13 protein-coding genes are annotated in these 12,860 nt (G+C 61.1%); 6 read left to right on the top strand and 7 right to left on the bottom strand.

Features of this window, described 5'->3' with window-relative positions; all coding sequences use genetic code 11:
- Positions 1-38: 38 nt before the first annotated feature.
- From U6037_RS17260 to U6037_RS17250, 3 genes are read left to right on the top strand one after another with little or no spacing between them, the layout of a single operon-like run.
- Complete coding sequence (locus tag U6037_RS17260) at positions 39-1,442, top strand: cytochrome ubiquinol oxidase subunit I (protein WP_322843881.1); 1,404 nt, start codon at positions 39-41, stop codon at positions 1,440-1,442.
- A 3-nt stretch (positions 1,443-1,445) separates the two neighbouring features.
- Complete coding sequence (gene cydB, locus U6037_RS17255; protein WP_322843880.1) at positions 1,446-2,462, top strand: cytochrome d ubiquinol oxidase subunit II; 1,017 nt, start codon at positions 1,446-1,448, stop codon at positions 2,460-2,462.
- Positions 2,449-2,604 carry a DUF2474 domain-containing protein gene (locus U6037_RS17250; RefSeq protein WP_081265204.1) on the top strand — a complete coding sequence of 52 codons (156 nt, stop codon included), beginning with the start codon at positions 2,449-2,451 and terminating at the stop codon, positions 2,602-2,604. Before cydB ends, U6037_RS17250 begins: the two co-directional genes overlap by 14 nt.
- 451 nt (positions 2,605-3,055) lie before the next feature.
- Here the strand turns inward: U6037_RS17250 and U6037_RS17245 are convergent, their stop codons facing one another.
- The gene (locus U6037_RS17245) at positions 3,056-3,907 is read right to left on the bottom strand and encodes a CAP domain-containing protein (RefSeq protein ID WP_322843879.1); all 852 of its coding nucleotides are present in this window, start codon (positions 3,905-3,907) and stop codon (positions 3,056-3,058) included.
- Positions 3,908-4,105: 198 nt separating this feature from the next.
- Here U6037_RS17245 and U6037_RS17240 point away from each other — a divergent pair, with 198 nt between their 5' ends.
- Positions 4,106-4,726, top strand: coding sequence for a cell wall hydrolase (locus tag U6037_RS17240; RefSeq protein ID WP_322843878.1), 621 nt, complete (start codon positions 4,106-4,108; stop codon positions 4,724-4,726).
- Here U6037_RS17240 and U6037_RS17235 read toward each other — a convergent pair.
- The gene (locus tag U6037_RS17235; protein ID WP_322843877.1) at positions 4,723-5,610 is read right to left on the bottom strand and encodes a LysR family transcriptional regulator; all 888 of its coding nucleotides are present in this window, start codon (positions 5,608-5,610) and stop codon (positions 4,723-4,725) included. The genes U6037_RS17240 and U6037_RS17235 overlap by 4 nt on opposite strands.
- A gap of 103 nt (positions 5,611-5,713) precedes the next feature.
- On the opposite strand from U6037_RS17235, the gene U6037_RS17230 reads away from it, so the two are divergent.
- On the top strand, positions 5,714-7,126 hold the full coding sequence (locus U6037_RS17230; RefSeq protein WP_322843876.1) for an MFS transporter: 1,413 nt from the start codon (positions 5,714-5,716) through the stop codon (positions 7,124-7,126).
- Between the two features lie 28 nt (positions 7,127-7,154).
- Here the strand turns inward: U6037_RS17230 and U6037_RS17225 are convergent, their stop codons facing one another.
- From U6037_RS17225 to U6037_RS17210, 4 genes are all read right to left on the bottom strand, one after another.
- Positions 7,155-8,570, bottom strand: coding sequence for a heavy metal sensor histidine kinase (locus U6037_RS17225; protein ID WP_322843875.1), 1,416 nt, complete (start codon positions 8,568-8,570; stop codon positions 7,155-7,157).
- Positions 8,567-9,238 carry a heavy metal response regulator transcription factor gene (locus tag U6037_RS17220; protein ID WP_064119333.1) on the bottom strand — a complete coding sequence of 224 codons (672 nt, stop codon included), beginning with the start codon at positions 9,236-9,238 and terminating at the stop codon, positions 8,567-8,569. The genes U6037_RS17225 and U6037_RS17220 overlap by 4 nt, the downstream gene beginning before the upstream one ends.
- A gap of 9 nt (positions 9,239-9,247) precedes the next feature.
- Complete coding sequence (locus tag U6037_RS17215; RefSeq protein WP_242209210.1) at positions 9,248-9,505, bottom strand: DUF2790 domain-containing protein; 258 nt, start codon at positions 9,503-9,505, stop codon at positions 9,248-9,250.
- A gap of 231 nt (positions 9,506-9,736) precedes the next feature.
- Entirely contained in the window at positions 9,737-10,450 is a 714-nt protein-coding gene (locus U6037_RS17210) for a murein L,D-transpeptidase catalytic domain family protein (RefSeq protein WP_322843874.1), read from the bottom strand.
- A 151-nt stretch (positions 10,451-10,601) separates the two neighbouring features.
- Between U6037_RS17210 and U6037_RS17205 the strand changes: the two genes are divergently transcribed.
- Entirely contained in the window at positions 10,602-12,218 is a 1,617-nt protein-coding gene (locus U6037_RS17205) for a L,D-transpeptidase family protein (protein ID WP_322843873.1), read from the top strand.
- Between the two features lie 3 nt (positions 12,219-12,221).
- Here U6037_RS17205 and U6037_RS17200 read toward each other — a convergent pair whose 3' ends face one another.
- Complete coding sequence (locus tag U6037_RS17200; protein ID WP_322843872.1) at positions 12,222-12,737, bottom strand: DoxX family protein; 516 nt, start codon at positions 12,735-12,737, stop codon at positions 12,222-12,224.
- Positions 12,738-12,860 lie beyond the last annotated feature (123 nt).

The raw sequence follows: 12,860 nt of genomic DNA, 5'->3' as shown, positions 1-12,860 counted from the left end.
TCGTGCTGCCGCTTTTCAGCCTGGATGAGGACATCATCATGTTCAATCTGGAGGCACTGGACCTGGCGCGAATCCAATTCGCGTTCACGGTTTCGTTCCACATTATTTTCCCGGCGATCACCATTGGCCTGGCGAGTTTCCTTGCGGTGCTCGAAGGTCTGTGGCTGAAAACCCATAACGACACGTACCGCGATCTCTACCATTTCTGGTCGAAAATTTTCGCGGTCAACTTTGGCATGGGCGTGGTTTCCGGACTGGTCATGGCGTACCAGTTCGGTACCAACTGGAGCGGGTTTTCCGACTTTGCCGGGAGTATCACCGGGCCGCTGCTGACCTATGAAGTGCTGACGGCGTTCTTCCTTGAGGCCGGGTTCCTCGGGGTGATGCTGTTCGGCTGGAACCGCGTTGGCCGTGGCTTGCACTTCTTTGCCACGGTGATGGTCGCGATAGGTACGTTGATTTCGACCTTCTGGATTCTCGCGTCCAACAGCTGGATGCAAACCCCGCAGGGCTTTGAAATCGTCGACGGTCGGGTGATGCCACTGGACTGGCTGGCGATTGTGTTCAACCCGTCGTTCCCGTTCCGTCTGGCGCACATGGCGATTGCCGCGTTTGTGGCGACGTCGTTCTTCGTCGGTGCGTCCGCTGCCTGGCATTTGCTGCGCGGCAACAACACGGCGCCGGTGCGCAAGATGTTTTCCATGGCGCTGTGGATGGCGCTGATTGTTGCGCCGATTCAGGCAGTGGTCGGTGACGCCCACGGCTTGAACACGCTGGAGCATCAACCGGCGAAGATCGCTGCCATCGAAGGCCACTGGGAAAACGCCGACAACGGGCCGACGCCGCTGGTGCTGTTCGGCATTCCTGATATGCAGGCGGAGAAAACCAGGTACGCACTGGAAATCCCGTACCTCGGCAGCCTGATCCTCACCCACAGCCTCGACAAGCAGATCCCTGCGTTGAAGAGCTTCCCGAAAGAAGACCGGCCGAATTCAACCGTGATTTTCTGGAGTTTCCGCGTCATGGCCGGGCTGGGGATGTTGATGATCCTCGTCGGTTTGCTCGGTCTGGCGTTGCGCCGTGGCGGCAAGCTCTACGCTCATCGCGGCTTCCAGCGTCTGGTGCTGGTGATGGGGCCGAGCGGCTTGATTGCGCTGTTGGCCGGGTGGATCACCACGGAAGTCGGGCGCCAGCCGTGGGTGGTTTACGGTTTGCTGCGCACCCATGACGCGGCGTCGCATCACTCGGTGGCGCAGATGAGCACGTCGCTGGCGCTGTTCGTGGTGATCTATTTCACCGTGTTCAGCGTGGGCATCGGCTACATGATGAAACTGGTGAAAAAAGGCCCGCAGCCTCACCACGAGCACCCGCCTGCGGGTGATGAATTGCAGACGCCGCGCCGACCGCTTTCGGCGGCTACCGCCCCTATGAAGGAGCATTGAGTCATGGGTATTCAAGGTATCGATCTCTCGTTGATCTGGGGAGTGATCATCGCCTTCGGGGTGATGATGTACGTGATCATGGACGGCTTCGATCTGGGGCTGGGGATCCTGTTTCCGCTGATCCCGGATGAGCAGGAACGCGATGTGATGATGAACACCGTCGCGCCGGTGTGGGACGGTAACGAGACCTGGCTGGTGTTGGGTGGGGCGGCGTTGTACGGCGCGTTTCCGCTGGCGTACGGGGTGATTCTCGAGGCGTTGTATCTGCCGCTGATCCTCATGCTTTGCGGTTTGATTTTCCGCGGCGTGGCGTTCGAGTTTCGCTTCAAGTCGTCGCCGCAAAAACGCCATTGGTGGGACAAGGCGTTTATCGGTGGTTCGCTGCTGGCGACGTTCTCCCAAGGCGTGGTGATCGGCGCGTATGTGTCCGGGATTCCGGTGGTCGATCGGCAGTTTGCCGGTGGCGGTCTGGACTGGTTGGCACCGTTTCCGCTGGTGTGTGGCGTGGGGCTGGTGATCGCCTACGCGTTGCTCGGCAGCACGTGGTTGCTGGTCAAGACTGAGGGCATGCTTGAGTCGCGGATGCGCCTGTTCACCCGCCCGCTGGCCTTGCTGTTGATGGCGATGGTGCTGGTGATTGGCGTGTGGACCCTGCAGCTGCATCCGGAGCTGGCGACGCGTTGGTCGACGCACGGGCATCTGCAGGTGTTTGCCGGGTTGGTGGTGTTGGCGTTGCTGGCGATGTTCGGGCTGTTGCGCACGTTGCGTCAGCGGCATACGCACTGGCCGTTCGTGTTCACCCTGGTGTTGATGTTGCTCGGTTACATCGGTCTGGCGCTGAGCATCTGGCCGAACATCATTCCGCCGTCGGTGAGCATCTGGGCTGCCGCATCACCGCCGTCGAGCCAGTTGTTCGCGCTGATCGGCGCACTGTTCATCCTGCCGGTGATCCTGATGTACACCTTCTGGAGCTACTACGTATTCCGCGGCAAAGTGAGGATTGGCGATGGCTACCATTGATTCGCGCGAAGTGAAATCCAGCCGCTGGTACAAGCGTTTGGGCTGGCTGTTGTTGATCTGGCTGGGCAGCGTGGTGTCGCTGGCGGTGGTGGCCAGTCTGCTGAAACTGGCGATGTACGCCGCGGGGATGAGAACCCATTGACCCCAAAAAAACCGGAGCCTGGCTCCGGTTTTTTATTGCCGCCGATCTTGAGGTCACTGACTACCCCCTGTAGGCCTTCGCCTGCTCGCGATGGCGGTGGATCAGTCAATGGAGATATTGACTGTGCCGGCCTCATCGCGAGCAGGCTCACTCCTACAAGGATTTGTGGTAGCTGGAGAATATGTAAATACCGCCGGACACTGTGGGAGCGAGCCTGCTCGCGAAGGCGGCAGGTCAGACAACATTGATGTTGAATGTAATGGCCTCTTCGCGAGCAGGCTCGCTCCCACATTTGATCTGGGTTCGGCCGAAGATCGACTGATCAACTCAATCCCCGGTGGAGCGAGCCTGCTCGCGAAGGCTTCAGGTCAGACACATTGATGTTGACTGTAAAGGCCTCTTCGCGAGCAGGCTCGCTCCCACAGGTGTTGTGGTGTTTTTGCGATTGGGCTTACTGGGCGCCGAACATGGCGGTCCAGTAAATGCCGGCACTGCTTTTCGGGTCGGTCGCGTAGGCGGCGCCGAGTTCCTGGTATTGCGGGTTCATCAGGTTGGCGCAATGGCCGGGGCTGGCGAGCCAGCCTTCGACGACTTTGTGCACGGTGTCTTGCCCGGCGGCGATGTTTTCGCCGACCTGTTGGCCACTGTAACCGGCCAGTTCCGCGCGATCGCCGGGGGTGCGGCCGTCGCGGTCCTTGTGGTCGAAGTAATTGTTGTTGGCCATATCGCGGCTGTGATCCTGGGCGATCGTGCCCAGTGTCGCATTCCAGGCCAACGGTGCGGCGGCGGCGAAAGCCTGGCCGCCACACTGACGCGCCTGGCTGCGGGCGACGTTGAGTTCACTGAGCAATTTCTGCCCCTCACTTTGCGCATCGCCCAACTTGGCCGACAGCAGCGGCCGCGCCAGCACGATGCGCCAGTCACGGTCATCACGGCTGATACCGACATCGACAAACTGCGGATCAAGCACTACCTGACAGAAACTCTCCTGAATGGCCTTCATCGCCGACGCCGCATCACGCGGGCCGTTGAGGGTGATCGCCTGCACATTGACCATCGGATAACTGGCGCTGGCCATGGCTTGCTGCAGATCGACGGCACCGGTGGCGCGTAATCTCAGCCGTGGATCAGCCGACAACGGTGGCAATTCATTCGACGCCTGCGACCCGCAACGCTGCGGTTGGCTGCGGTAGCTGTTGATCGACTCGATCAATTGCGACTCATCGCCGGCCAGCGCCGGGATGGCCAACATGACGCCCACGGACAACGCGGCAAGACGCAAAACGGATGGCATGAAGCGCATGGAAATCTCCCTTGAGCTGAATGCGCCCATGATGCGCGAAAGGCCCCCGGTGAGTGCAATGTCTTTTTTCTTCATTCAGGTTTTTTTGGCGCAACTTTGCCGATGGATTTGCCGTCTACACTCACCGAAGACCCCGGAAACCGGGTGTCTCCCCGACGTAACACCTTGCCCGTATCGGGCGCTGCCGGATGAACTGACATGGGATTGAAAGGCTGGGCGGGTTGTCTCGTATTTACCCTGTTGGCAGGCTCTGCATGGGCCACCGATCAGGCCCCGATCAAAGCGAAGGCCGAAGAGAAAGCCCAAGTGCTGGAAGAGAAAGCGGCGGACAAAGTCAGCGCCGCGCCGGCGCCGAAAACCGAAGCGATCACCCCGACCGAAGTGCAAGCGGTCGACCCGGCCGGCGCCGCACCACTGGACGATCCGATTACCTGTCTGGCGCGCAGTATCTATTGGGAAGCCAAAGGCAAAGACACCCCGGAAATGGAAGCCGTGGCCAGTGTGGTGATGAATCGCCTCGGTCACGAGGGCTTTCCCGACACGGTGTGTGCTGTCGTCAAACAAGGTTCGGAAACCAAGAGTTGCCAGTTTTCCTGGTGGTGTGACGGCAAACCGGATCAGGTCAAGGAAGATGCCGAATACACGCTGGCCAAGGATATCGCCCGCAAAGCGCTGAACCGCCAGCTCAAGGATCGCACCAACGGCGCGCTGTATTTCCACGACCGCAACGTGCATCCGAGCTGGGCCAGGGAGTACCGCAAGACTGCCGAAACGAAAAAATTCCTCTTCTACAAACCGGCCGGTGGCGACGCGCGCTAGGCGCAGACTTGCCGCACACAATCGCGCAGCCAGCGATGCGCCGGATCGGCGTCCATGCGCGGGTGCCAGAGCATCGACACGCTGATGTCCGGCATCGCGAAGGGCAGGGTAAAACTGTGCAGGCCGGTGCGCAGTTTGCTGGTATGACGCTGCGGGACCGTGGCGATCAGGTCGGATTCGCGGACCAGCGTCAGGGCTGCCGAGAATCCGCCGAATGAGGTGACGATATCCCGCGTCAGGCCGAGCGTGAGTAGCGCTTCGTCGACCGGGCCGCTGCTGCGCCCGCGTCGTGAAATAAGAATGTGCTCGCCGCCGGCAAAGCGCCTGCTGGTGATTTTTCCCGTGCTCAAGGCATGCCCCTCACGCACCACACCAATCCACTGATCCTGAAACAGGATGCGGCTGTGCAGCGTCGGGTCGGTGCTGTCATCGACCACGCCGGTTTCCAGATCGACACGGCCTTCGCGCAGCGGCGTGCTGTCCTTGTCGGCCTTCTGCACAAAGCGCAGGCGCACGCCGGGCGCCTCTTCAGCGATGCGCGCGAGCAGGGCGGCGGCGAAGGTTTCGACAAAACCATCGGTGTTGCGCAGGGTGAAGGTGCGTTGCAAGCGGCCGGGATCAAGCACTTCGGCAGGTCGCAAAACCGCCTCGGCGTCCTGCACCAGGTGACTGACCCGTTCGCGCAGTTCCAATGCGCGCGGCGTTGGCACCAAACCTCGACCCGCTCGCACCAATAACGGATCGCCCGTGGTTTCGCGCAAACGGGCGAGGGCGCGACTCATGGCCGACGGGCTCAGCCGCAGACATTTGGCGGCGCGGGCGACGCTGCCTTCGCGCAGCAAGACGTCGAGGGTGATCAGCAGGTTCAGGTCCGGCGCAGTCATGACATGGCGTTCCGTGCAGGTATTGAGTGCAAAGCATGCGTCTTGCGCCGTGTCTTGTCGAGGCTCAGGCTATGGCGGGTCACCTTTGCATTGTGAGCCCGCCATGTCCCAAGAATCCCTGAGCACACCTGCCCGCTGGGCGCTGACCAGTCTGGCCTTGTCGATGTTGATGCCGTCACTGGACACCAGCATCGCCAATGCCGGGTTGCCGATTCTGGCGTCGGCGTTTGCCGCGACGTTTCAGCAGGTGCAGTGGATCGTTCTGGCGTATTTGCTGGCGATCACCACGTTGATTGTCAGCGTCGGGCGTCTGGGCGATGGTTTTGGTCGGCGGCGATTGCTGCTGATCGGGATCGGCATTTTCACCAGCGCCTCGTTGGCTTGCGCGTTGGCTCCGGGACTGGGCTGGCTGATCGGCGCGCGGGCAGTGCAAGGCGTTGGCGCGGCGATCATGTTCGCCTTGACGGTGGCGCTGGTGTCAGAAGCCGTGCCCAAATCGCGGGCGGGCAGCGCGATGGGGTTGCTGGCAACGATGTCGGCGACTGGCACCAGTCTTGGGCCGTCGCTGGGCGGGCTGTTGATGACGCATGCCGGCTGGCAGGCGATATTTTTACTCAACGTGCCATTGGGCTTGCTCAATATTTGGCTGGTGTACCGCTTTTTGCCAGCGGATCGGGCAACAGGGCCGCGTGCAGCGTTCGATTATTCTGGCAGCGCAGTGTTGGTGCTGACGCTGGCGGCCTATGCGCTGGCAATGACGCTTGAAGGTTTGATGTTGCCATTGCTGCTGGCCAGCCTGTGCGGCGCAGGATTGTTCATCGTGGTCGAGATGAAGGCCAAATCGCCGCTGATTCGTTTGTCGCTGTTTAGCGACGTGCGACTGAGCAGCAGTCTGGCGCTGACGTTGCTGGTGACGACGGTGATGATGACCACGCTGGTGGTCGGCCCGTTTTATCTGCATCGGGGTTTGGGCCTCAGCAGCACAATGGTCGGAGTGGCGTTATCGATCGGACCATTGTTGTCGGCGCTGAGTGGGGTACCGGCGGGACGTTTGGTGGATCGCTTCGGCGCGCGACGGATCGTGCCGGGCGCGTTGCTCGGGATGGCCGGCGGTTGCGGCCTGTTGGCACTGTTGCCGATGAGTCTGGGGTTGCCCGCGTACGTAATGCCGATCATGGTGATTGCCGCCAGTTACGCGTTGTTTCAGGCGGCGAACAACACCGGGTTGATGGCGGGTGTTCGTCAGGAGCAGCGTGGTGTGGTCTCGGCGATGCTCGGGCTGGCGCGCAACCTTGGGTTGATCACCGGCGCGGCAGTGATGGGCGCGGTGTTTGCGCTGGCAGCGGGGGATCCGACACAAGCGCCTGCAACGGCGATTGCCAGCGGATTGCACATCACTTTTGGCGTCGCGGTGGCGTTGATGCTCATGGCGTTGATCATCAGCCGAGCGCAGTTCAACTGTAGGAGTGAGCCTGCTCGCGATAGCGGTGTATCAGTCAATAAAGATGTGGGCTGACCCACCGCTATCGCGAGCAGGCTCACTCCTACAAGGGATTTGTGCTGTCTTGCCGGGCGGGGAAAAACAGTTCGAAGCAGGTGATGCCATCTACACTGCTGACGCTGTAGCGGCCCTGATGCAACTGCATGATGGTTGCCACGATCGACAGGCCCAAACCATTGGATTGTGACGAACGCTCACGGGACTGATCGACACGGTAGAAACGTTCGAACAGCCGCGCCAAGTGTTCAGGGGCAATGGTTGTGCCGTGGTTACGCACCCGCACATAGCTGCCATCCGGCTCGGCAATCGCCTCCACCTGCACCGTCGAATCCGCCGCGCCGTACTTGATCGCATTGGCGCACAGGTTGGCCAGCGCGCGGCGCAGCAGCATCGGCTCGGCCCAGATCACACCGCTGCCGCGCGCCTCGATACTCACCCCTACATCAGCCGCGAGGCCTTCAAAGTAATCGGCAATGCGCTGCATTTCATCCGCCGCGTCCAGCTCCTGGCGCTGGCTCAAGGCGCTGGCCGGATCGGTGCGGGCCAGAAACAGCATGTTGTCGAGCATTCGCGTCAGCCGTTCGAGCTCTTCGACGTTGGAGGCGAGCAACTGTTGATACGCCTCGCTGCTGCGATTCTGCTGCAGCGCGACCTGGGTTTCGCCGAGCAGATTGTTGATCGGCGTGCGCAACTCGTGGGCCATGTCGGTGGACACCTGACTCAACTGCGCAAAGCCCTTGGCGAGTCGATCAAGCATGGCATTAAAGGCTTCGATCATTGGCTGCAATTCTCGCGGCGCACCGCTGCTGGCAAGGCGTTCGCCAAGGTTGCCGACGCCGATGCCATGAGCGTGTTTCGCCAGTCGCCGTAACGGCAGCAACCCGCGATACACCAGCAGGCAGCCGACCACCGCCAGCACCAGCGCTGCCAGCGAGGCGAGGCCATAAACACTCAAACGGTAGTTGGCGAGCATCGCCGTGCGCTCGCTCATCAGGCGCCCGGTGGTGACTCGCAGATTGCCCAGTTCGCCGGAGTCGATACTCGCCGCCACCGCCGAAAACGGCACACCGTCGACGCTCGGCAGATGCTGCACATCTTTGAGCGTCATCGCCTGGTCGATGGGCACCGCCGGCAACGTCGGCGTTTTCAGATTGCCCGGGTTGACCACCAGCAGCGGCGGTTGCCCCGGCGTGCCGATGGTCAGTAGCGCTTCGCGGTTGCCGAGCATGTTCTGGAACAGCGCCGGTTTGTTCTTGATCAGCTCCAGGGTGTTGCTGTCGTTGAGGAACGTGCGCAGTTGGTCGACGCGGCTGACCAGTGAGATGTCGTCGCGGCGGGTCAGTTGATCTTCCAGTTCGCCATACAGCGCCGCGCCGAGGCCGGCCAGCGAAGCGAAGGCGAGCAGGGCGAAGGCCAGCGCCAGGCGCAAGGTCAGGGAATACGGGCGAGGGCTGTTCATGGCTGCGTATCGAAGCGATAGCCGATGCCGCGCACGCTGTGGATCAGCTTGAGCTGGAACGGGTCATCGATCTTCGCCCGCAAACGGCGCACGGCGACATCGACCACATTGGTGTCGCTGTCGAAGTTCATGTCCCAGACCCGCGAAGCAATCAGCGAACGGGCCAGCACCTGCCCGGTGTGGCTGGCGAACAATTGCAGTAACGCGAACTCCTTGTTGGTCAGGGTGATGCGCACACCGGCGCGGCTCACGCGGCGTTTCAGCACGTCAATCTGCAGATCGGCGACTTGCAATTGTTCGTCTTCATGAATCGGCCCGCGTCGGGTCAGGGTGCGCAGACGCGCCACCAGTTCGGCGAAGGAAAACGGCTTGATCAGGTAATCATCGGCGCCCAGTTCGAGGCCTTTGACGCGGTCGGCGATGTCATCGCGGGCGGTGAGGAACAGCACCGGCGTGTCAGCTTCCTTGCGCAACCGGCGCAGGACTTCCCAGCCATCCATCCTGGGCATCATCACATCGAGCACAATCACGTCGAAGCTGTGTTCCAGCGCCAGGTGCAAGCCGTCGGCACCGTCGCGGGCGAGGCTGACGCTGTAACCCAGTTCCTGCAAGCCATTGAGCAGGTAATTGCCGGCCTTGGGTTCGTCTTCGACAACCAGAATATTCATCGATCAGTCTCAATGGTCATTGATGCAGCCGCTGCCTTGTACGTCATAGTTCAGCACATGCTCGCGGCCCTGATGGTCGAGGTAATTCAATTGCGCCGGGACCACGCCGCACGCTTGTGAAATATCGGTGCTGGACAGGACTTTGTCGACATCCAGATTGACGTAGAAACCGGATTTGTCATGAATCACGGCGGTGTCGGGCATGTTCGCGGCGAACGCGGAACCGGTGGCGAGGAGGGCGGTGAAGGCGAGCAGGAGGGTTTTCATGGTCAGTCACTCAGTGGTCAAAGTTGATCGGCATTGGCGCCGGGACAACTTCAGGCTACCGAGCGATCCGCACGGCAAACCGACAGCTGAATGACAAAGTTGTAATGAAAGTGACTGCGAATCTCCCTGTAGGAGCTGCCGAAGGCTGCGATCTTTTGATCTTGCTTCTAAAAGTCAAAGTCAAAAGATCGCAGCCTTCGGCAGCTCCTACAGGGGATTTGTGGTGGTCGGTCAGCTCGCGTGGGTATTGAGGATGCTCGCCACCTGCTGCGGCTGGCAGTTGAGATACGGCGAAGACTTCAACCAGCGCTGATCCGGGTACCACGAAAACATGAACTGGCCATTCTTCAACCGGTCGATCACCTGCTTGGCAATCTGTGGCCGAACCGCCGGGCAACCCTGACTGCGGCCGATGCGCCCCTGTTTCTTGCTCCACAACGGATTCACATAACTGGCGGCGTGAATGACGATCGCGCGATCGCGGGCCATGTCATTGAAGCCCGGCTCCAGACCGTCCATGCGCAGTGAATAACCGTGGGTGCCGCTGTAGCTTTCCTGCGTGCGGAACAGGCCGAGGCTGGACTGGTAGCTGCCTTCGACATTGGAGAACTGCGTGGCGAAATTTTCCCCGGAGTTGGAGCCGTGGGCGACCAGATCGCGCAGCACCAATTTCCGTTTGCTCAGGTCGAAAATCCATAGGCGGCGTTCGGTGGACGGTTGCGAATAATCGATGATCGCCAGATGGCGGGACGGTTTCGCACCGCTGTTGACCGCGCATTGCATGGCGTTCAGGGCACCTTTCAGCGCCTGGGGATTGAGTTCTGGCGCGGCGTGCGCGAGGCTGTTGTAGAGAACCGGCGATGGTTTGCCGGCGGCAAAAACGGGACTGGACACGGCGACAAGGGTCGCGGTGGTCAACAGAAGTCGGCGCAAAAACGTCAACATTTTATAAAGTGTCCTCACTTGCTACTTATTTGGCACTTTGGCTCCTGACGTCCAGTCAATACCTGCAAGCCCGTCGATCGAGCCTGACTGTTCAGCGCACCTGATGTAAGGTTGGCCATCATCTAGACGGCCATGGATTGGAGTAAAGCAGTTGTTCAAAAAGTACGCATGCTACTTGAGCATTTGTTTGCTCGCTGCGCCGTTTGTCGCTTGTGCCGATGAGCCGCTGCCGCCGCTGGAGACATTGCCAACGCCACCGGCGGAAATGCCGGTCGAGCCGCAAAGCCCGTTGCAGGCTGTGTTGATCAGCCTGCCGCAGTCATGCCCGGCGATCGCCGCACAGCTCAACGGCCCGGCGCTGACGCAGTTGCAGGCGTTCTATGAACAGCAGGACTGGATGCCGGTATGGGCCAGAGAAACCGCACGATTGCAGACGTTACACGGCCAATTGCAGATGTTGGCGGACGATGGTCTGAATCCGAAGCGCTATCCGGTCGCACTCACAGCGCCGCAGGATGGCGAGTTATGCGCTGACATCGACATCAGTCGCTACTACCTGCAAGCGCTGCAGGATTTGCATTACGGTCGCCTGCTGCAATCGCACTTCGAACCGCTGTGGCATTCCGACGACACCCCGCGTGACCGTCAAGCGGAATTGTTGGCCATCGCCGTACCGGGCATGCACGACATTCCTGCCGCGTTCGACCTGGCGCGTCCGCGCCTGGCGCAATATCAGGACTTGCGTCAGCTGTACGCGGCGCAACGGCTCAAGGCTTTGCCGCAATGGCAATCAGTCGGTAGCGGGCCGCTGTTGCGCCCGGCCATGGAAGACAAGCGCGTACCGGAACTGGCCCAGCGCTTGTACAGCGAGGGCTATCTGGCTCACGCCATCGGCACACCGGGCAACGCCTATGACGGCGTGCTGGTCGACGCCGTGAAGAGTTTTCAGGCCAATCATTCGTTGCAGGCCGACGGCGTGGTCGGGCCGGGGACGATTGCCGAACTCAACATCAGCCCGCTGACCCGCCGCGAACAGTTGCGCGTCAACCTTGAACGTTTCCGCTGGATGGCTCAGGACATGGAGCCCAATGGCCTGCTGGTCAACGTCGCCGCCGCTGAGTTGACGCTGTATCAGGGCGGCGTGCCGGTGTGGCAGACCCGCACCCAGGTCGGTCGTGCGGAACGCCAGACGCCATTGCTGAAATCCCGAGTGACGCGCCTGACCCTGAACCCGACCTGGACCGTGCCGCCGACCATCTGGAAAGAAGACAAACTGCCGGAAATCCGCAAGGACCAGACCTTCCTCAGCCGGCAGAACCTGCAAGTGCTCGACGCCAACGGGCAGCCGCTGGCAGCAGCGGATATCGACTGGGACAACCCCGGCAATATTCTTCTGCGCCAGGACGCCGGGCCGCGCAATCCGTTGGGGCAAATGGTCATCCGCTTCCCCAACCCGTTCTCGGTGTACCTGCACGACACACCGAGCAAGGCGCTGTTCGAAAAAGGCCCGCGTGCTTTCAGTTCGGGCTGCGTGCGGGTCGAGCATCCGATGCAACTGCGCGATCTGCTCCTGACCCCGGCGGAAAAGGCCCGCACCGAAACCTTGCTGGCCACCGGCACCACCCACGAATTTCGCCTGTCGGCGCCGGTGCCGATCCTGATGACGTACTGGACGGCGCAGGTCGACAGCAGTGGCCGGGTGCGTTACGCGCCGGACATCTACAGCCGTGACAGCGCCTTGCTCGCCGGACTCGACCGGGCGCACTGAGCCTCAGCGGGTGCTTCTGTTCCAGAACACCCGCGCCAGCCAGGCATCGACACTCAACTTGCCAGCCCCGGCGAACACCAGCGGCAGCAACGCGACCAGGTAAATTGCCGGCAGCTTGAAGTTGCCGAAGCCTTTGTTGGTGATCGCATAACCCTGTGCCAATTCACTCAACGACGACCAGTCGGCCGGCCAGTGCACGGCGGCGGTGGCGACGACCGTTACCACCATCAGCGAAATCGCTGAGATCCGTGTACCGAAACCCACCAGAATCGCCAGCGCGCAGATCAGCTCGGCCCACATCGACAGTTCCCAGTTCAGCGTTGCCGGCAATTGATCGAAGGGGAAGGGGAATCGCTCCTGAATGTCTTCGAACCAGTTCTGCCCGTTGAATTTCTCCAGCCCGGATTCGAAGAATTCCCAGGCGATGAACAGGCGCAGTGTCAGCGGGGCAAGCCAGCTGCCGGCGCGGTCGAGGTTCAGGTGCAGGTGTTTGACGGCGGTGGAAAGGGTGGTGGTCATGGTGCAGCTCCGCTGAGTTGAGTGAAATCGACCGGGGCATTTCAGCGTCGGGGTGTATCGGGGATGTGTCGGCGGGGTGGGGGATTGTGCGTTTGGTGTGTCTGCGGCTTCCGGGTATACAGT

The sequence above is a fragment of the Pseudomonas sp. B33.4 genome, assembly GCF_034555375.1.
Taxonomy (GTDB): domain Bacteria; phylum Pseudomonadota; class Gammaproteobacteria; order Pseudomonadales; family Pseudomonadaceae; genus Aquipseudomonas.
Note: the sequence above shows the minus strand (reverse complement) of the source record. Positions and strands in the feature narration are given on the sequence as shown.

Bases quoted from the DNA above. Each gene is read 5' to 3' on its own strand.
- U6037_RS17260 (WP_322843881.1), top strand. From the start codon at position 39: ATGTTCAATCTGGAGGCACTGGACCTGGCGCGAATCCAATTCGCGTTC.
- cydB (WP_322843880.1), top strand. From the start codon at position 1,446: ATGGGTATTCAAGGTATCGATCTCTCGTTGATCTGGGGAGTGATCATC.
- U6037_RS17250 (WP_081265204.1), top strand. From the start codon at position 2,449: ATGGCTACCATTGATTCGCGCGAAGTGAAATCCAGCCGCTGGTACAAG.
- U6037_RS17245 (WP_322843879.1), bottom strand. From the start codon at position 3,907: ATGCGCTTCATGCCATCCGTTTTGCGTCTTGCCGCGTTGTCCGTGGGC.
- U6037_RS17240 (WP_322843878.1), top strand. From the start codon at position 4,106: ATGGGATTGAAAGGCTGGGCGGGTTGTCTCGTATTTACCCTGTTGGCA.
- U6037_RS17235 (WP_322843877.1), bottom strand. From the start codon at position 5,610: ATGACTGCGCCGGACCTGAACCTGCTGATCACCCTCGACGTCTTGCTG.
- U6037_RS17230 (WP_322843876.1), top strand. From the start codon at position 5,714: ATGTCCCAAGAATCCCTGAGCACACCTGCCCGCTGGGCGCTGACCAGT.
- U6037_RS17225 (WP_322843875.1), bottom strand. From the start codon at position 8,570: ATGAACAGCCCTCGCCCGTATTCCCTGACCTTGCGCCTGGCGCTGGCC.
- U6037_RS17220 (WP_064119333.1), bottom strand. From the start codon at position 9,238: ATGAATATTCTGGTTGTCGAAGACGAACCCAAGGCCGGCAATTACCTG.
- U6037_RS17215 (WP_242209210.1), bottom strand. From the start codon at position 9,505: ATGAAAACCCTCCTGCTCGCCTTCACCGCCCTCCTCGCCACCGGTTCC.
- U6037_RS17210 (WP_322843874.1), bottom strand. From the start codon at position 10,450: ATGTTGACGTTTTTGCGCCGACTTCTGTTGACCACCGCGACCCTTGTC.
- U6037_RS17200 (WP_322843872.1), bottom strand. From the start codon at position 12,737: ATGACCACCACCCTTTCCACCGCCGTCAAACACCTGCACCTGAACCTC.